This window comes from Streptosporangium subroseum (assembly GCF_900188345.1).
GTDB classification, from domain to species: Bacteria; Actinomycetota; Actinomycetes; order Streptosporangiales; family Streptosporangiaceae; genus Streptosporangium; species Streptosporangium subroseum.
In genome coordinates, this window is sequence record NZ_FZOD01000009.1 from 149,055 (window position 1) to 167,447 (window position 18,393).

The window sequence follows — 18,393 nt, forward strand, 5'->3', positions numbered from 1 at the left end:
AGGATGTGTCAGGCGAAGGGGGTAAGCCCTGGTCCTGACGGGGTGGCGGAGTGGATTCGCTGCGCCACCCCGAAGGGCGAAGTGAAGATGACTCAAACATCTTCCGAGGCGCCTGCGCGGGAGGCCCAGGGGAGGGGGCCGTCCAGGAGCGTGAGGACGGCCCCGCCGCTGCTACCGGGTCGTGCAGACGGTTCCGTTGAGGGTGAAGGTGGCAGGCAGCACGTTCGGGCCGCTGTAGTTGCCGACGAAGCCGATCGTGGTCGACGCGCCGGTGGCCAGCGAGCCGTTGCCGGAGTCGTTGACGACCTTGACGTCCTGCCCGCTCTGCGTCCAGACGGCACTCCAGCCGCTGTCCAGGCGCTGCCACGTCCTGGGCCAGCCGAAGTTCAGGGTCCAGCCGTTGATCGGCGCGCCGTGGTTGGTGATGTCGACGGCGCCGACGTAGCCGCTGCCCCAGTCGGACTGCTTGGTCAGGCGTACGGAGCACGAACTGGAAGCGGGCGTGCCGGTCGTGAACGTCAGCGGCGAGGAGGGCGACGAGACGCCACCGCCGCTGTCCCGTGCGATCACATTGATCGTGTAGCGCGTGCCCGGCCTCAGGTTGCTCGCGGTGAACGAGGTGCCGGCGGTCTCGCCGATCTGCTCGCTGACGGCTCCGTTCTGGCGGTGGACCTCGTACTTCACGATCGGACGCGCGCCGGCGGAGGCGGTGGGCCAGGAGATCGTGGCGGCCCTGTCCGTCACGTCCGAGGCCGTCGGCTGCCCCGGCGTGCCCGGCAGGCCGGCCTGGGCGGAGGCGGGACGCAGGATGATCGTGGTCAGTGAGAGCGGTGGCAACGTCTGGCCGGTCGCGCTACCCGTGGCCGAACCGGCGATGCTCGTGGCGCCGTTGGTGTGGGTCAGCACGGTGGGAGCCCCGGACGCCGGGCTGAAGCCGGAGTAGCCGATCGTGACGGGGTAGGACGTGTCGGACGAAGTGTTGATCAGCAGGACGGCCAGGTCGCCGTTGGGACGGCGCGCGGCGTGCGCGCTGACCTTTGCCTGGTCGGTCGCGGCCCGGATGAACCGGTCGCCGGGGCGGGCGAACCTGCTCACCATCTGGAGCGCGTAGTACGGCGCGAAGGGTGTGTTCACCGCCGGTTCGCAGACGCTGCCGTCGGAGGTGCACGCCCCGCTCGACAGCAGGCCGAAGTCGCCGTAGTCGGTGTGCCCCTCGACCTGAGTGACACTGCCGATGCCGTTGTGGACGTTCCACCAGTCGACCGTGAACACCCCCTGAGCCAGCAGCGTCGAGTAGGCGTCGGCGGCGGCCAGCGCACCGGGCTGGGTCGTCGTGCCGTTGCTGCTCGACCCGGTGTTGAACTCGGTCATCGCGATGCCGATCCGCTCGGAGCCCGGCCCCGCGTACCTCGCGATCTGCTGCCGGGTGAGCTGGATCATGTCCGGAATGTGTGCGGTCCTGTCGAAGGCGCCGGGGTACCAGTGCAGGATCACAAAGTCGATCTTCGATCCGGCGGCGGCCAGGACGACCTCGTTCCAAGTTCCGCTGTCGCCGTCGGCGACTATCCCGTCGGGCCAGTTGGCCGGCGTGGTCAGCACCGCGCCGATCTTGATGGTCGGGTCGACGGCCTTCATCGCGTCGGAGTAGGCCACGACATGGCGCGCGTACTCGGCCGGGCTCTTGTCGGCGTGGTTGTCCGCCTCCCAAGCGGAGCCGTAGCGGCCGTTGCCGTAGTTCTCGTTGCCGATCTCCCAGTATTTGACGCCGTAGCCCTTGGTGACGTTGGCGTGCCGCACCCAGGCCGCGGCCTCCTCCGCCGTGCCGGTGCCGTAGTTGGCGGTCACCATCGGCTGCGCTCCGGTGCGCCGCACGCCGCGCATGAAGGTGTCGAAGTCGGTGCCGGGAGCCACGTAGCCGCCGGGAGCGGTGTGGTCGGCCCAGTGGTAGATGTCGGAGTACGAGCCGCCGGGATAGCGCAGCAGCTTCATGCCCGCGTCCTTGAGCAGGTCGGCGGTCTCGTCGGTGCCCAGATTGGTGTCCCAGATCGCATGGTTGGTACCGATGCCGGTTTCGGGGACGGAGGCGAGCGCGGCGCGGGCGTTGACGGTCACCGTGACCGGGGCGACCTCATCGGCGTGCACTGTGGGGACGTTCAGGACGGCCAGCGTCAGCAGGACCGCGGACGCGGCCCGTGACAGAGTTCTTGGCATCGATGCACCTCGCAACGGATAGTGGCGTTCACTCGACACCCCCTCCTGACCCCGGAGGCAACATGATCATGAGCGGTCGCCTCATATCCGTCAACCGGCGGTGAAACTTTCAGACTCCGGCCCACTCCCGACGACGTGATGACAGAGCGTGGTGCGCCGTCAGGTGTCATGGAGCACGCGAATTCGCAGGAGATCGACGTGGCCGGGCATCCGGGATCTCAGGAACTCGATCCTGTTGACGGGGCCGTGGTCCCGGCTCGGCGGACAAGCGGTAGGCGGAGCACGAAGCACGCGCCGCCGCCGACCGCGCCCTCGACGTGCAGGCTGCCATGATGGGCGCGGGCGATTTCACGGGCGATGGCCAGGCCCAGCCCGGTGCCTCCACGGTCGCGGCTGCGGGCGGTGTCCAGGCGGACGAATCGCTGGAACACGCGTTCGCGGTCGGCCGGGGAGATTCCCTTTCCGTCGTCGGCCACCGCCAGCTCCGCGTGGCCGTCCGTGCGGCGCAGGTCGACCCTCAGCCTGCGGGTGGCGTGACGCCGGGCGTTGTCCAGCAGGTTGGCGAGCAAACGGGCGAGCTGCCAGGGCGCGGCCTCCACCGTCACCGCCGGCTCGACGGTGAGCCGCACGTCATGACGGCCGGTCCACCGAGTCGCCGCCGTCTCGACCAGGGCGGTCAGATCCATTTCCTCTCGCGTTCTGTCGAGGTCGGACTCGATCGTGGCCAGCGTGTGCAGGTCGTCGACGATGTTCTCCAGCCGGTCGAGGTCGTTCGTCACGTGGTTCAGCAGCTCGGGCAGGTCGATGTCCTCCGGGTGCAGTTGCGCCGCCTCCGTCTGCACGCGCAGCGCGGCGAGCGGCGTGCGCAGCTCGTGTGAGGCGTCGGCGGCGAACTGACGTTGCCGGTCCAGCAGGTGTTTCGCATGGGTTTGCGCCTCCCTGACCTGCTCGTTCAGCTGCCGCAGTTGTGTGGAGCGTGCGCAGAGCCGCGCCTCGGTCGCCTTCTTGCGCGTGCCCGGCCCGAGCGTGGGCGAACCTGCGTGCGGGGGCCGTTGGTCGAGCTCGGTCACGTCCTGCGTGTGGTGGACAAACAGCATCACCGCTCCGCTCGGGCCGAGAACGGAAGGGCCGATCGTGCTCCCGTGCCGATCCTGGCGCGCGCCGCCGGAGGGCGCCGTGGCGTACTTCTGCGGTGTGATCGCCTCGCCGGTCGCACGAGTACGGCCCAGCGACGCTTCGAGGTGCCGCAGTGCGCACCGGTCACCGGGATCGGTGCGGTCCTGGGGAAACGGGGCGGAGACATGCCGGCCCAGCACGTCCTCGCGCCGGCGTCCGCAGAGGTCAAGATAGGCCTGGTTGACGGCCACGACGATCATATCCAGGGTCATGACCAGGCACGGGCCGGAAACGGCCGCGAACAGGGCGGTGACGTTGACGTTGTGCACCATCGGGGTCCTCTTCTAACGTTCGGCGAGCTCATGGATCCAACGCTGTGACCACCGGGGCGACCGAACCCGCCAGGGGCAGCCGCAGCACGAAGCACGCGCCGCCGGTCTCGGCCTCCCGGACATGCAGGCTGCCGACGTGGGCCTGGGCGATGTCGCGGGCGATGGCCAGACCCAGTCCGGTGCCGGCGTGGTCAAGCCGGCACGCGGCTTCCAGACGGGTGAAGCGCTGAAAGATGCGTTCCCGTTCGGATTCTGCGACTCCTTCGCCGTCGTCGGTGACCGTCAGCTCGGCGCAGTCGCCGTCGTGACTCACCCGGACCTCGATATCGCGCCGGGCGTGCCGTTGGGCGTTGTCCAGCAGGTTGGTGAGCACCCGGCTGATCCGGATCGGGATGGCCGCGATGGTCACTCCCGTTTCCAGCCGGAGCTGGACCGCGACGCAGTCGGCTCTGCGGGCGATCTCGTCATGGACGAGTTCGGCGAGGTCGATTCGCTGCGGCTCGTTGGGCGGGCCGACCTCCAGTTCGGAGAGGACGTGCAGATCGGTGATGATCGCGTTCAGCCGCTCGACGTTCCTCAGCACATTGGCGAGCAGGCGGCAGAGGTCGGTCTCATCGGGATGCAGGAGGGCCTCCTCCACCTCTGTGCGCAGCCCCGCGACCGCCGTGCGTAGCTCGTGCGAGGTGTCGGACACGAAACGCTGCTTTTTCTGCAGTTCGCATTGAAGCTCGCGCACTATGTCGGAGGGGATCTGAATCGCCGGCGCGGTCCGGCCTTCACCGGCCGGACGGGGAGCCCCACGGCCGAGCCGGGGGCCTGAGTGTGTTGTCACAACACGGATTTCCTTTCATGCGATTTTGTGGGAGATGGCGCCCGATGGTCATCGAGGGGTGAATGCGGCACACCGTTGAGGGCGGTGTTCGGTGCGGCGGCCACGGCCGGCTCCGTCACGACATGGACCCGATCACGCCGGTCCCGCCGACCACAGACGTTCGGGGCGAACCTTTGCCGCCGGACAGGTGCTGCCACCCGGGCATCAGTTATGACAGGGCAGGCCGTCGTCCTGTGACAGATGCGCGTAAACGATCGTCACGGCGAATGTCACGGGACGGAACGCCGTCCTGGCATCCGCCGGTACGGACTCATGAAGCGACAGGAGCGAGCCAACCCCCGCACCAGAAGCCGGATCCGGACCTTCCGGCAAGGGCCGGACCGGCCACGAGCCGACGTGGGCGGCATGGGCCGCGGAAATTTTCTGCGGGATCTGTCACAGCCCGGAGGCCCGCCCTGTCTTAGCTGGCGACCGAGGGCGAGCAAGGGCCCCGGCGGACGGGAAGGCTCATCATGAAGATCGTGGTAGTTGGCGGGACCGGCCTCATCGGGTCGAAGCTTGTGGCAAAGCTGGGAGAGCACGGCCACGAGGCGGTCGCGGCGGCGCCGAGCACCGGGGTCAACACCCTCACCGGCGAAGGGCTGGCGGAGGTGCTGGCCGGCGCGCAGGTGGTGGTCGACGTGTCGAACTCGCCGTCGTTCGAGCGGGCCGCGGTGCTGGAGTTCTTCGAGACCTCCACCCGTAACCTGCTCGCGGCGGAGGCGGCGGCGGGCGTCGGCCACCACGTCGCGGTGTCGGTGGTGGGCACGGAGCGGATGCCGGAGAACGGCTACTTCGCGGCGAAGATCGCTCAGGAGAAGTTGATCGAGAAGTCGTCGATCCCGTTCTCGCTCGTGCACGCGACGCAGTTCTTCGAGTTCGTCCGGAGCATCGCGGACGAGGCCACGGACGGTGACAAGGTGCGGATCGCGCCCGTGCTGTTCCAGCCGATGGCGGGCGACGACGTCGCCCAGGCGGTCGGCCGGGTCGCGGTGGGGTCGCCGCTGAACGGCAGGGTGGAGGTCGGCGGGCCCGAGCGGGTCCGGATGGATGAGTTCTTCCGCGAGGCTCTGGCCGCCTGGGGCGACCCGCGCGAGGTGGTCGCCGACCCGCGGGCGCGCTACTTCGGCAGCGTGCCGGGGGAGAGCACGCTGGTGCCCGGTGACGGCGCCACCCTAGGCCAGATCCGATACCGCGACTGGCTCGACCGGACCGCCACCGGAAAGTAGATCAGCAAAAGGTGGTTCCGTACCCACGCCTCTGACCGCATCGGCGGTGATCGCCGAGTTCGACGGTGTCGCCGGTCGAACCGCCGGCGCGGTCCGGCGCCCCGGGCAGCCGCACGCCGTACCGGCCGCCCGGCGCCCGGGGAGGCCGCGCACCGTGTGGGACCGCCCCTTCCGACAATCGAGGTATGACACATGAGAGACCTGAGATCGCAGGAGCCTGCCGCTCCTGATTCTTCGGCCCGGATCACCACGCTCGACAGCCTCCGGGAGCACCTGCAGTGGGCGATCGAGCTGGAACACGCGACCCTGCCGCCCTACCTGTACGCGCTGTACTCGCTGGATCCGGAGCGCAACCCCGAAGCCGCCGAGGTGGTGGGCGGTGTTTTCATCGAGGAGATGTTGCACCTGGCGCTGGCGGCGAACCTGCTGAATGCGGTCGGCGGCCGGCCGCGGCTGGACACCCCGCAGATGTTGCCGCCGCATCCCCGGCGGTTGCCGCATGGTGATCGCTCTCTGAGGGTGGCGCTGGTGCCGTTCGGGCCCGAGGCGCTGGAGATGTTCCTGCGGCTTGAGCGGCCGGCGCCGCCAGGCGGGCCGGCCGAGGGTGAGGACTACGAGACGATCGGGCAGTTCTACGCCGCGATCGAACAGGGCCTGCGCTACCTGAGCGACACCCTCGGGGAGAAGGCGGTTTTCGGTGGTGATCCGGCTCGGCAGGTGAGCGCGGCGCATTTCCGGCACACCGCCGGGCAGTTGGTCGCGGTCGAGGGTCTGGATTCCGCGCTGGCGGCGCTGCGGGAGATCGTCGAGCAGGGGGAGGGCAGCGCCGGGGGTGGGGTCTGGGACGGTGATCAGGATGTCTTCCATCCCGAACGGGAGGAGGTGGCGCATTACTACCGGTTTCAGGAGCTCAAGGCCGGGCGGCGTTATCGGCGTGGTGACACCCCGCGGTCCGGGCCCACCGGTGAGGTGATCGCGGTGGACTGGGCCGGGGTCCGGCCGATGCGGCACAATCCGCGGCTGGACGACCACGCGGTGGGCAGCGCGATCCGCACCGCGCAGGAAGAGTTCAACCACACCTACCGTGATCTGCTTCACCTGTTGCAGCATGCGTTCAACGGCAGCCCGAACCTGCTCGCGGACGCCACCGGCACCATGTACGCGCTCAAGGCCCAGACCCTGGCCCTGTCACGGATGCCCGACGAGGACGGCACGACCGCCGGCCCCACCTTCGAATATCCGCCACCCGAGTCGCGCCGGTGAGCGTCGGGGACCGGCGGCGGATCGTCGTGCTCCGCGAAGGCCCGTACGTCGTCGACCACATACAGGAGTGACGCCCCGCAATCCCCGCGGCCCCGTCTCGCTCAGTGGTCGAGGACGTGGAGGGTCTGCGGGCTTCCGCTGAGTCGCCGCGCTCCGGCGGGAGTGCACACCACGACGTCGGCCACCCGCGCCCCGAACAGGTCGGGCAGGTAGATCGCCGGTTCGACGCACACCGTCATGCCGGCGGCGAGCACGGTCGTGTCGCCGGGGGCGAGCCACGGGCCCTCGTCGGGGCCGAGGCCGATGCCCCGCCCCGGCCGCTCCGCGGCGTAGTGGACGTAACCACTGCCCTCGATCACCTCCCGGGCGGCCCGCCCGGCCTCCTCCGCCGGCACGCCGGGCCGCAGCACGTCGAGGGCGGCGCGCTGCGCGGCGAGGACGACCGAGTACATCGCCTCGAAGTCCTCGGGTGGTTCGGCCACCGCGAACACGCGGGCGACCTCCGCGTAGTGGTCTCCCCACCTCCCGCACACCGAGACCAGGAGCGCGTCGCCCGGATTGATCACGCGGTCGCACGGCACATGCCGGGGGGCGGCGCTGTGCTCGCCGGCCGCCACGAGCACCGACAGCACCTCCTCGCACCCCGTCTCGATCATCATGGCCCAGAGCCGTCGAGCCATCGTGCGCTCGGTGGCGCCGAACCACGCCAGCTCGCGGGTCATGAGCAGGACCGCGTCCGCCGCCGAGGCCGCGCGTTCCGCCGCCGCGACCTGCGCGGGCCCCCTGGTCAGCCGGAGCGGGGCGAGCACGACCGACGCCAGCACAAGCTCGGCCTCCACCCGGAGCGAGAACAGCTCCCGGGCCCGCATCTCGGGGTCCACCCCGACGCGACGGGCGGAGGCGGGAATGAGCGCCGCCGCCTCCAACGGACCGGTCGCGGCGGCGGGCGGGCCGTCGAGGGTCAGGACGAGATAACCGTCGCCCTGACCGCCCAGGTAACGGAAGTCGGGGGAGGGACGCAGGACCAGGGCGTCGATCCCCTCCTCGGCCATCCTGAGACGAACCTCGTCGATCATGCAGGTTCGTGCAGCCAGCACGCGACCGGGCCGAACGCGGGCTCACGCTCCCGGCAGATGTCCATCGCCACCGGGCAGCGCGGATGGAACCGGCAACCGGACGGAGGGTCGGCCGGATCGGGCACGTCCCCGGGCAGCTCCTCCGGCAGCACCCCGGCGCCGTCGGGAGCGGGAATCGCGCCCAGCAGGGCCTTGGTGTACGGATGACGGGGATCGGCCCACACCTCGGCGGTACGGCCCACCTCCACGATCTTCCCGAGATACATCACCGCGATCCGGTCGGCGATCAGCCGTACCACCGACAGGTCATGACTGATGAAGAGCAGCCCGGCGCCCGAGGAGACCGCGAGGTCGCGCATCAGCCTGGCCACCTGCGCCTGGGCGGACGCGTCGAGCGCGGAGATGGGCTCGTCGCCGATCAGCAGGGCCGGCTGGGCGGCCAGCGCCCTGGCGATCGCGATCCGCTGCCGCTGGCCACCGGAGAACTCGTGCGGATGACGGCCGGCGAAGTCGCGCGGCAGCCCGACCCGCTCCAGCAGGTCGGCGGGGGCGGTCGTGGTGTCGCCCGCCGTACGCAACCCGTCGGCGATCTGCGCGCCCACCCGGCGGCGCGGGTTCAGCGAGGCGTAGGGATCCTGGAAGACCATCTGGATCCCGGTCAGTGACCGGTTCCTGCGGCGCAGGCCGAGCGGGGTCACCGGGTGCCCGTCGAAGGTGATCGTCCCGGACGCGGCCGGGTTGAGCCCGCACACCGCGCGGGCCAGCGTCGACTTGCCGCACCCGGACTCGCCGACGAGTCCGACGACCTCGCCCGCCGCGACGGTCAGGCTGGCTCCGGCCACGGCGCGCACCAGCGGGCGGCCGGGGGTGCGGTGTTCGACGACGAGGTCGTCCACGGTCAGCAGCGTCATGAGGTCTCCCCGGGCAACGACTCCAGCAGGGCACGGGTGTAGGGGTGACTCGGGTCGCGCAGCACCTGTCCGCGCGGGCCCGTCTCCACGACCAGGCCCTCCCTCATCACGCTCACCTCGTCGGCGACCGCCGACATCACGCCGAGGTCATGGGTGACGAGCAGTACGGCCAGATCCAGGTCGTCGCAGAGGCCGCGCAGCAGCCGCAGCACCCCGGCCTGGACGGTCACGTCGAGCGCGGTCGTCGGCTCGTCGGCGATGAGCACCTTCGGCGAGCAGGCCAGCGCGATCGCGATCGCGACGCGCTGGCGCATGCCCCCGGAGAACTGGTGCGGGTAGCGGTCGATCGCCGCCTCGGGGGCGGGGATGCGCACCTGGCCCAGCAGTTCGACGGCCCTGGCCCGCGCCTGTTTCCTGCCCAGACCCAGGTGGTGACGCATGTGCTCGGTGATCTGGCGGCCGACCGACAGCATCGGGTGCAGGCTGGTCGCCGGATCCTGGAAGATCATGGCGATCTCGCCGCCGCGCACCGCGTTGAGCTCCTTGGGCGGCAGGGTGAGCAGGTCACGCTCTCCCAGCGTGACGCGGCCGCTGACGCGGGCTCCGTGCGGGAGCAGTCCCAGCACGGCCAGGCCGGTCATCGTCTTACCCGAGCCGCTCTCGCCGGCCAGGCCGTGCACGCGGCCGGACCGCAGGTCGAGGTCGACACCGCGCAGGATCTCCTTGCCGCCGATGGAGACCTTCAGATCGGAGATGGCGAGAAGGCTCACAACGCACGCTCCTTGATGGCGCGGGCCGTCCGGGGGTCGAGGGCGTCGCGCAGCGTGTCGCCCAGGAAGTTGAAGGCGAGCACGACCGTCAGGATGGCCAGGCCGGGGAAGGTCGCCACCCACCAGCTGTCGAAGACCTCCACGCCGGAGGCGACCATCGCGCCCCACTCGGGAGACGGCGGCTTCGCGCCGAGCCCGAGGAACGACAGGCCCGACAGCAGCAGCAGCGCGGTGCCGATGTCGAGGGTCGCGAGCACCAGGATCGGCCCGGTGATGTTCGGCAGCACGTCCACCCGGAGCGAGCGCCAGGCGGAGAAGCCGAGCAGCCGCCCGCTCACCACGAACTCGCGTTCGCGTACGCCCAGCACCAGGCCGCGGGTGACGCGGGCGTAGGCGGGCCAGGCGACGACGAGTACGGCGAGCACGGCGTTGGTGAGGCTCGCGCCGAGTGCCGCGGCGACGACCATGGCCAGGATCACGGTGGGGAAGGCGAAGACGAGGTCGGCGAACCGCATGATCGTCTCATCAATCCATTTACCGAAATATCCGGCGCAGGCGCCGAGAAGGCCGCCGATCAGCACCGAGAGCACGACCAGCAGCAGCGTCAGCGGGATCGACAGCCGAGCGCCGTACATCACCCTGCTCAGGATGTCCCGGCCGAGCTGGTCGGTGCCGAACCAGTGGCCCGGTCCGGGTGAGGTCAGTCGCGGCAGGTCCTGGGCGAGCGGGTCGTGCGGCGCCAGCAGCGGGGCGGCCAGCGCGATCACGATCCAGGCGAGCGCGATCACCCCGCCGACGATCGCCAGCGGCTGCCGCCAGGCCTGGGGGAGTTTCACTGGAGTCTCACTCTGGGGTCGATGACGCCGTACAACACGTCGACGATCAGGTTGATGACGAGGTAGACGCCACCCACCACCAGGCCGACGCCCATCACGGCGGGCAGGTCGAGGGTGGTCGCGCTCTTGTAGGCGTACTGCCCGACGCCCGGCCAGGCGAAGATCGCCTCGACGAGCACGGTGCCGGACAGCAGGCTGCCGAAGGCCAGGCCCGCGACCGTGATGATCGGCACCAGCGCCGAGCGCAGCACGTAGCGGAGCAGGATCACCCGGGGTGGCAGGCCCTTCGCCCGCGCGGCGCGCACGTAGTCCTGGCCCAGCACCTCCAGCACCGCCGACCGGGTGAACCGGGTCAGCAGGCCGATCGTGTAGAGGGCCAGCACCAGCGCGGGAGTGAGGAGGTGGCCGACCGCCGAGGAGAACACGTCCCACTGTCCCGAGAGCGCGGAGTCGATCGTGTAGAGCCCGGTGACGTGGGGAGGCGGGCTCATGCTCGGGTCGATGCGGCCGCTGCCCGGGGTGATCTGCAACCGGTAGAAGAAGACGTAGAACGCCATCAGCGCCAGCCAGAACGTCGGCACCGAGATGCCGATCAGGCTGAGGACCCGGAGCAGGTGGTCGGAGAGCCGGTCACGGCGCAGCGCCGCGATCACGCCGAACGCCACGCCCGACACGAGGGAGATCAGGATCGCCACGCCGGCGAGTTCGAGAGTGGCGGGCACGAACTCCGCCAGGTCGTCGAGGACCGGGCGGTGACTCTGCTGGCTCATCCCGAGGTCACCCTGGACGACGCCCTTGAGGTGCAGCAGGTACTGCTCGGGGAGCGGCTTGTCCAGACCGTGCTCGGCCCGCCACTGCGCGACGATCGCCGGGTCGCCGAGGGCCTGCTGGCCGAGGTTGGCCGAGACGGGGTCGCCGGGGACCAGATTGGTCAGGACGAAGGTCACGAGGGTGATGCCCACGGCCAGCAGCAGCGCGGTGAGCACCCTGCGGACCAGGAAGCGCACCAGCGGGCTCCGATGACCGGCACGGCCGGTACGGCCCGGCTTTCGCGGGGCCGTACCGGCCTTCAGGTCCTTACTTGGCACCGAGGTCGGCGACATCGACGGTCCACACCGGGTGATATTCCAGGCCGGTGACGGACGCGGCCGTCACGATGTTCTGGCTGGGCTGGATCAACGGGATGAACGGGCCCGAGGCGTTCAGTTTCGTCTGGAGGTCGACGTAGGCCTGCTTCCTGGCCTCGTCGCCGATGGTGGCGGCCGTCGTGTCGCCGGCCGCCTCCAGTTCCTTGTCGGAACCGGCCTTCCACCCGGCCCGCAGGCCCACGAGCTTGCCGGGCAGGAACGCCAGGTAGTCGCTGGGGTCCGGGTAGTCGGGGCCCCAGTACCACAGGCCCAGCTCCTCCTTGCCGTTGCGGTAGTTGTCCAGGGCCGTGGTGACCGGCGCGGGAGTGAGCTCCACGGTGATGCCGACCTCCTTGAGGTTGGCCTGGATCCGCTCGGCGAGTGGCTGGAAGGACAGGCCGTTGACGGTCAGCTCGCTGGGGTACTCCAGCTTGACCGTCGGGCTGGCCTCGCCGCTCTCCTTGAGCGCCGCCTTGGCGCCCTCGACGTCACGCTTGGCCGCGGCCTCCGGGGGGAGCGCGCCCAGGAGCATCGAGGGGATCACCCCGGGCGCCTGCACCGAACCCTCGCCCGCCAGCTCCAGCAGCCCGTCGTAGTCGACGCCCTTACGGATGGCCTCGGCGAACTTGGGGTTGGAGGTGACCTTGCTGACCGAGGGGTCCTGGTTGGCGAGCAGGAAGATCACGTTGGCCGAGGCCGTCTTCTTGACCTGCAGGTTGGCCGGCATCCCGGCGACCTGGTCGCCGGAGAGGTTCAGCGCGACCTGGCTGTCGCCCCGCGAGATGTTGAGCTTCTGCGTCGCGGCCTCGACGTTGCGGATCACGACCTTGTCGTAGACCGGCTTGGCCGGGCCCCAGTACTTCGCGTTCGCCTTGAGCACGACCTGGCTGCTGACGTTGAACGACTCGATCGTGTACGGCCCCGAGCCGGCGGAGGCGGAGTTGAGGTACTGCTCGGCCTTGTCACCGGTGTCGGCGGTGGCGCCGTGCTCCTTGGCCACCTTGGAGTTGAGGATGCCCAGCGCGGGGTTGGGCAGGATGTACGGCAGCGCGGGGTTGGCGTTCTTCGACGTCAGCGTGATCGTGTTCGCGTCGGTCTTGGCCACCTCCACGCCGTCGAGCAGGAACGACGGCGTGCCCTTCATGTCGCGCACGCGGTCCAGCGAGAAGACGACGTCGTCGGCGGTGACCGGCGAGCCGTCGGCGAACGTGGCGCCCTGGCGGAGCTTGAGCGTCAGCGTCTTGCCGTCGCCGGACAGGTCGAACGACTCGGCGAGGGCCGGCACCGGCTTGGTGACGTCGGAGCCCTCGAACGTGAGAAGGGTCTCGTAGGCCGCCTTGCCGATGATCAGGCCGGTCGGCTCGTAGGTCCGTCCGGGGTCGGCCGTCTTGAGATCGAAGGAGGTGTCGATCACGAGCGTCTTGGCGGCGGCGGTGCCACCGCTCTGGGACGTCGTGGACGAGCCGCCGCTCGAGCAGGCGGCAAGGGCGAGGGCGCCGGTGAGCAGCACCGGCAGCAGGGCCGCCTTCGCCCCGGGGCGCCGTGAACGGATCGCCATTCTGTGTCCTCCGAAAATATGCCATGTGAGCGTTTAGTCGCCGATGGCCATGGATTGTCCGGCAGAACGTCCAGCTCATGGGGCTAAGCTGGGACAAATATGACTTAGGGGGCATTGAGATGACCGAAACGTCAAGGGGCACGGTTCATGAAGGCGGTCAACCTGGACGGATCGGCATCGGCCTGGAGCTCGACGCGACACATCTGAAGATCCTTGAGGTGCTGCGCGAGAACGGCAGGATCTCCGTGGCGGCCCTGGCCGAGCGGGTCGGCATCTCGCGGGCGAACGCCTACACGCGCTTCGAGGCATTGCGCGCCGACGGCGCGATCAAACGGTTCACGGCGGAGATCGACCATGTCCGCGCAGGTCTCGGCATCACCGCGTTGATCTTCGTGACCGTCCGGCAGCAGATGTGGCGCCAGTTCCGCGCCCAGCTCGCGACGATGCCCGAGGTGGAGTACTGCGCGATCACGACGGGCCAGCACGACGCGATGATTCAGATCCGCGTGACCGACGTCGCCGCCGTGCACGCGATGGTGACCGACCGGCTGGCGAACATTCCGGCGGTTAAGGCCACCGAGACGGTCTTCATTCTGGACGAGGTGCTCAGGCGGCCCTACGTCCTGCCGAGCGACCGCGGCCCCGGCCGGTCCGCCCGCCGCCCGGCCGCCGACCCCGTGGGAGGCTCCGGAACTTCCGGAGCCTCGGGAAACTCCGGGGGCTCGGGGGAAGAGGTACCCCTGGGCATGATGCGCTTCGTCGGTGCGGCCGAAGGCCGTGCCCAGCTCCAGCGGGACGCCTGAACCATCCGGTACGGCACCCAGCTTGACCAGAGGATTGTCTCCGTCCCCTGACCGGTTGCCTCAGGGGACGGGTGCCGTTCTCCGTGGTGGGAAACCCGGTGAAACTTACCCGCGGATCTCCGTGCACACGCTCACGTGCGCCGTGTCGTCCCCGGCGAACTGGAACTCCTCGACCAGGTTCAGCCGCCCGTCGGGGAGGGCTTCGATCCGGCTGCTGCTCTGCCCGCCGACGCGGTCTCCGTTCTTGGTCAGATGGACGTAGGTCAACTCGATCCGGTCATCGTCCCTGGTGCCGACGAAGCGTCCATGGACCACCGTGTCACCGGTGTAGTCGCCCCAGATGATGCCGCCGGACTCCCGGTAGGAGAACTCGGTGGGCCCGTCCGGATCCACCGCGCTCGCCGTCGAGCTGACCATGACGAACCTGCGGTCGTTGAGAAGGTCGTTGTCGTTCACGTCTCCGCATCGTGCCGCTCCACCGGGCATCCGCAACCGAGGTTGGACGTTCTGCTCACCTACGGCATTCGTGAGTGGTGATCCGTCCAGCCGGACGCCGATCCGGCGGGGGTGGGCGAGATCCATGCGTTCCCACCGGGGAAGGACATCCGCCTGACCGGCACCCGGAATCCGGCCTGCAATGCCCGGTGGTGCCGAGGCCGTCTCCCGAAGAACAGGGCGGTGTCCCGGGCCGTGACATCTCGGCGCAGGTGATCCGCGATCCGAAGAATTTTGCCGAAGCTGTCACAGACCGGAGGGCTGCCCTGTCTCAGCCGGTGATCGGATGGCAGTGGAGCACGAGCGCCACCTCGGAACGGAACCGGGCGAGCGGATCCCGTCGCCGGTCGGTGACGGGGAGGCTTCGGGGTTGCCCGGACCGATGAACCGCGAACCGACAGACCCGACTGGAAGGCCGGGTGCTGGAATCCCCGGTTTTCAAACCGGGGAGGACGTCAAGGAGGTGCTTCTCATGTCCGACAGTGATCCGACAACCACCGGGCGGAAGCCGAGATCGACCGCGTGGCAGACGGCGATCACCACGCTGCAGGAGGCGGAACCGCCCTTCATCCCGGCGGGAGCTCACGTGATGACCATCGTCGTCGAGTTTCCGCCCGGCGATCCCGGTACGCCGCCGCACCGGCACACCGGCCCGGCGTTCGGTTACGTGCTGGAAGGCGCGATGCTGTTCGAGCTGGAAGGCGAGTCGGAGCGGGTCGTGCGCGCGGGAGAGGCGTTCTGGGAGCCGGGCGGCGACGTCATCCACTACCAGGACGGCAACAACCGCGACGACGTCCCGCTCCGCTTCACCGTCACCATGATGTGTGAGCCCGGCAAGCCGATGCTCACCCTGGTCGACGACGAGGAGCTCGCCCAGCGCCGGGACCGCCGTGCCCCTCGGCGGTCCTGAACGGCCCGGGAAGAGTGCGGCCTTCGGCGGGCTGCCCTGGCCCGATCCATGAGGTGAGGTGGGCCTTTCCGCTCTGGGGAGGCGACCGCCGGTGAAAACCTCAGGCGGCGGTGAATTCGACCCGGGCCAGCCGCTCGGAGACGTCCCAGAGCCGAGCCGCGTCGGCCTCGTTGCGGGCCGGCTTGTAGACGGCCAGCTCGGTCGGGCCTCCGGTGAACTGGCCGAGGCCGTCGGGGCCGTAGAAACGGCCGCCCTGCGCCTGCGGGCCGGTGGCGGCGTACAGGGCGGGGAGGATGCCTCTGTCGACGGTCTGCACGAACAGGCCCAGGCGGAGGAGTCGCTTCATGAGCGATTCGTAGGGGGCGGGGCGCCGGCGGCCCAGGTTGGGGCCGGACGCGTAAAGGTTCGTCAAGGTCGTTCCGGGGTGCGCGACGTTGCTGACGACGCCCCAGCCTCCGGCCCGGCTGCGCCGGTCGAGTTCGAGGCCGAACATCAGGTTGGCCAGCTTCGACAGCCCGTACGCGCCTGTCGGTGAATACTTCCGCTCGCTCTGCAGGTCCTCCCAGTCGATCTTGCCGGTACGGGCGGCGCTGCTCGACATGGTGGTGACCCGGGCCTGGCCGGCTCGGAGCAGCGGCAGGATCCGTCCCACCAGTGCCATGTGGCCGATGTGGTTCGTACCGAACTGCAGCTCCAGGCCGTCGGCCGTGGTGTGGCGGGTGGCCGGTGCCATGACGCCCGCGTTGTTGATCAGGATGCCGATCGGCCGGCCCTCGCCGTTCAGCGTGTCCGCGAGCGCCGCCACGGAGTCCAGCGAGGCCAGGTCGAGCTCACGGAGGGAGACCACGGCGCCGGGAGCCGCCGAGCGAATCCGGGCGACGGCGGCGCTTCCCTTGACGGGGTTGCGGACCGGCAGTACGAGCTCGGCGCCCGCCCGAGCCAGCCGTACGGCCAGACCGAGGCCGACACCGTCGCTCGCGCCGGTCACCACGGCGAGCTTCCCGGTCAGATCGGGTACGGATACGTCCTTCATGACAACTCCCTGGTCAGCGAATGCTCTCGGCCGAGCCAAGCGTCGCGGACGCCGTGAGGCGGATCCATGTCACGGTTATCCGCGGATTAAAAGTCCGTGGATGAGCACGGCGCATCCGGGTGTGGCCGATCTTGCCCGGCGACCTCGGGCGGCTGAGCGGCTCGTTCTCGTCCGTAGGGCGATTTGGCGCTCCGCCGGCCGTCACCGATGATCTGCGGAAGTCACGCGCAGGCGGTTTTAGCATGTTGGTATTGATTGTTCTCGGTCATCCCGATCTTTGTTCATGCCGCGTTTGGCTTGCCCGTCGAAACTCATCCGTTGGCACCCCTGACAGATGGACGAAGGGCTTCACGTGAAGGACAAGAACACCGAAGATCGCGAGCGCTCGGCGGTCTCGCGGCGCCAGCTGGTGAAGTACGCCGGTCTCGGAGCGACGCTGGTCGCCGCGAGTCCGCTGGCGACCGGTGGACCGGCGTGGGCTGACGATGACGAGCGCAAGCAGGGCAAGCCCGGCGATTCCCGTAACCGAGCATGGCGCGCGGGCGACCACCATGTCCACTCGGAGTACAGCGGCTCGTTCGACACGAAGACGACGCCGCCGAAGTTCACCAAGGGTGGCGACGCCGTCTACCCGATCGTCACGAACGCGATCATGGCGAAGAACTTCGGTCTCAGCTGGGCGATGTGCACCGACCACGGTGGGCCGACGCACTCGAAGATCAACCTTGAGCAGGCCTACCCCGACCTGCTGCGCTCGCGCATCCTTGTACCCGAGGTGCTGCAGTTCTGGGGGATGGAGTTCGACGCCCCGGCCCTTGACCACCACACGCTGATGATCCCTCACCACGCGGACGAGGCGCAGCAACTGTTCGAGCTGGAGAGCCGCTTCGCCAAGCTCGACCCCTTCCCCGCCGACCCGGGCCGCGACACCGAGGCCAAGATGGTCGAGTTCCTGAAGGCCGCGAAGGGCATGCCGCGCCAGCCGCTGGTCATCGCTCACCACGCCTCCCGTTCGGCGACCGGCCTCGGCGTCTACGGGCAGGACACTCCCCGCGAGTTCCGCAACGGCAACAACGCCGCCCCGGAGATCTACGTCGGTTTCGAGGGCGCTCCCGGTCACCAGGCGGCCCCGCTCAACGGCGGCGCGCGCGGGTCGTACGGCAGCCACCCGACCTACGGCGGCTTCGACCAGATGACGGCTCGCGTCGGCGGGCTCTGGGACTCGCTGCTCGGTGAGGGCCGGCGCTGGTGGATCACCGCGACCTCGGACTCGCACGTGCACTGGACGCGCGGCGGCTCCGACTTCTGGCCGGGCGAGTACAGCAAGACCTACGTGTACGCCAGGCAGGACTACGCCGACATCATGGACGGGCTCCGCAACGGGCGCATCTGGGTCGGGACCGGAGACCTGATCACCAGCCTCGACGTCACGCTGAGCAACCAGGGCCGCGACGCCACCACGGGTGAGACCCTCACCGTGAACCGTCGCAACCGTACCGATGTCGACATCGAGATCAGGTTCCGGCCGCTGCAGGGCAAGAACGGCAACGGCGAGCGTCCGGAGGTCCGGCGCGTCGACCTGATCACCGGTCAGGTCACCGGCCCGAACGCCAACCCCGACGCCGACACCAACCCCACCACGAAGGTCGTGGCGCGGTTCGGCCCCCGCGACTGGCGCAAGCAGGGCGACGAGTACGTCATCCGCCACACCCTGCGCAACGTGGAGAGCGACCTCTACGCCCGCGTGCGTGGCACGAGCACCGATGAGGCCGAGCCGCTCGCCGACGGCAAGGAGAGCCCCTGGGACGACCTGTGGTTCTACTCCAACCCCGTTTTCGTCCAGCTCCGCTAG

The 18,393-nt window shown here is 69.6% G+C and carries 16 protein-coding genes; 5 read left to right on the top strand and 11 right to left on the bottom strand.

Annotation, left to right across the window (positions count from 1 at the left end):
- Window positions 1–171 precede the first annotated feature (171 nt).
- The 3 genes from CHC08_RS12235 to CHC08_RS12245 all read right to left on the bottom strand — a co-directional run bounded on the left by CHC08_RS12235 (window position 172) and on the right by CHC08_RS12245 (window position 4,353).
- A complete protein-coding gene (locus CHC08_RS12235) occupies window positions 172–2,211 on the bottom strand; it encodes a cellulose binding domain-containing protein (RefSeq protein ID WP_089207350.1) in 2,040 nt (679 codons plus the stop codon).
- Window positions 2,212–2,429: 218 nt separating this feature from the next.
- The gene (locus CHC08_RS12240) at window positions 2,430–3,659 is read right to left on the bottom strand and encodes a sensor histidine kinase (protein WP_089207351.1); all 1,230 of its coding nucleotides are present in this window, start codon (window positions 3,657–3,659) and stop codon (window positions 2,430–2,432) included.
- Between the two features lie 28 nt (window positions 3,660–3,687).
- Complete coding sequence (locus CHC08_RS12245) at window positions 3,688–4,353, bottom strand: sensor histidine kinase (protein WP_218825271.1); 666 nt, start codon at window positions 4,351–4,353, stop codon at window positions 3,688–3,690.
- A 650-nt stretch (window positions 4,354–5,003) separates the two neighbouring features.
- Between CHC08_RS12245 and CHC08_RS12250 the strand changes: the two genes are divergently transcribed.
- Window positions 5,004–5,759: an SDR family oxidoreductase gene (locus tag CHC08_RS12250; protein WP_089207352.1), complete on the top strand. Its 756-nt coding sequence runs from the start codon at window positions 5,004–5,006 to the stop codon at window positions 5,757–5,759.
- 192 nt (window positions 5,760–5,951) lie between these two features.
- Complete coding sequence (locus tag CHC08_RS12255; RefSeq protein ID WP_089207353.1) at window positions 5,952–7,022, top strand: ferritin-like domain-containing protein; 1,071 nt, start codon at window positions 5,952–5,954, stop codon at window positions 7,020–7,022.
- A 101-nt stretch (window positions 7,023–7,123) separates the two neighbouring features.
- On the opposite strand, the gene CHC08_RS12260 is transcribed toward CHC08_RS12255, so the two are convergent.
- The 6 genes from CHC08_RS12260 to CHC08_RS12285 are packed head-to-tail and all read right to left on the bottom strand — an operon-like array spanning window position 7,124 to window position 13,300.
- Window positions 7,124–8,098 carry a M24 family metallopeptidase gene (locus CHC08_RS12260; RefSeq protein WP_089207354.1) on the bottom strand — a complete coding sequence of 325 codons (975 nt, stop codon included), beginning with the start codon at window positions 8,096–8,098 and terminating at the stop codon, window positions 7,124–7,126.
- Complete coding sequence (locus CHC08_RS12265; protein WP_089207355.1) at window positions 8,095–9,009, bottom strand: ABC transporter ATP-binding protein; 915 nt, start codon at window positions 9,007–9,009, stop codon at window positions 8,095–8,097. The genes CHC08_RS12260 and CHC08_RS12265 overlap by 4 nt, the downstream gene beginning before the upstream one ends.
- A complete protein-coding gene (locus tag CHC08_RS12270) occupies window positions 9,006–9,779 on the bottom strand; it encodes an ABC transporter ATP-binding protein (RefSeq protein WP_089207356.1) in 774 nt (257 codons plus the stop codon). Before CHC08_RS12270 ends, CHC08_RS12265 begins: the two co-directional genes overlap by 4 nt.
- Entirely contained in the window at window positions 9,776–10,615 is an 840-nt protein-coding gene (locus CHC08_RS12275) for an ABC transporter permease (protein WP_089207357.1), read from the bottom strand. Before CHC08_RS12275 ends, CHC08_RS12270 begins: the two co-directional genes overlap by 4 nt.
- Window positions 10,612–11,703 (bottom strand): ABC transporter permease, encoded by a 1,092-nt coding sequence (locus CHC08_RS12280; protein ID WP_245878278.1) that lies wholly within the window; start codon window positions 11,701–11,703, stop codon window positions 10,612–10,614. The genes CHC08_RS12275 and CHC08_RS12280 overlap by 4 nt, the downstream gene beginning before the upstream one ends.
- Window positions 11,693–13,300, bottom strand: a complete 1,608-nt coding sequence (locus tag CHC08_RS12285; protein WP_089207358.1) for an ABC transporter substrate-binding protein — start codon at window positions 13,298–13,300, stop codon at window positions 11,693–11,695. The genes CHC08_RS12280 and CHC08_RS12285 overlap by 11 nt, the downstream gene beginning before the upstream one ends.
- Window positions 13,301–13,419: 119 nt before the next feature.
- On the opposite strand from CHC08_RS12285, the gene CHC08_RS12290 reads away from it, so the two are divergent.
- Window positions 13,420–14,103, top strand: coding sequence for an Lrp/AsnC family transcriptional regulator (locus CHC08_RS12290; protein ID WP_089207359.1), 684 nt, complete (start codon window positions 13,420–13,422; stop codon window positions 14,101–14,103).
- 105 nt (window positions 14,104–14,208) lie between these two features.
- Here CHC08_RS12290 and CHC08_RS12295 read toward each other — a convergent pair whose 3' ends face one another.
- On the bottom strand, window positions 14,209–14,559 hold the full coding sequence (locus tag CHC08_RS12295) for an avidin-fold protein (protein WP_089207360.1): 351 nt from the start codon (window positions 14,557–14,559) through the stop codon (window positions 14,209–14,211).
- Between the two features lie 511 nt (window positions 14,560–15,070).
- Between CHC08_RS12295 and CHC08_RS12300 the strand changes: the two genes are divergently transcribed.
- Complete coding sequence (locus CHC08_RS12300; RefSeq protein ID WP_089207361.1) at window positions 15,071–15,508, top strand: cupin domain-containing protein; 438 nt, start codon at window positions 15,071–15,073, stop codon at window positions 15,506–15,508.
- Window positions 15,509–15,608: 100 nt separating this feature from the next.
- Here CHC08_RS12300 and CHC08_RS12305 read toward each other — a convergent pair whose 3' ends face one another.
- Complete coding sequence (locus tag CHC08_RS12305; protein ID WP_089207362.1) at window positions 15,609–16,541, bottom strand: SDR family oxidoreductase; 933 nt, start codon at window positions 16,539–16,541, stop codon at window positions 15,609–15,611.
- Window positions 16,542–16,875: 334 nt separating this feature from the next.
- Here CHC08_RS12305 and CHC08_RS12310 point away from each other — a divergent pair, with 334 nt between their 5' ends.
- Window positions 16,876–18,393 (top strand): CehA/McbA family metallohydrolase domain-containing protein, encoded by a 1,518-nt coding sequence (locus CHC08_RS12310; protein ID WP_089207363.1) that lies wholly within the window; start codon window positions 16,876–16,878, stop codon window positions 18,391–18,393.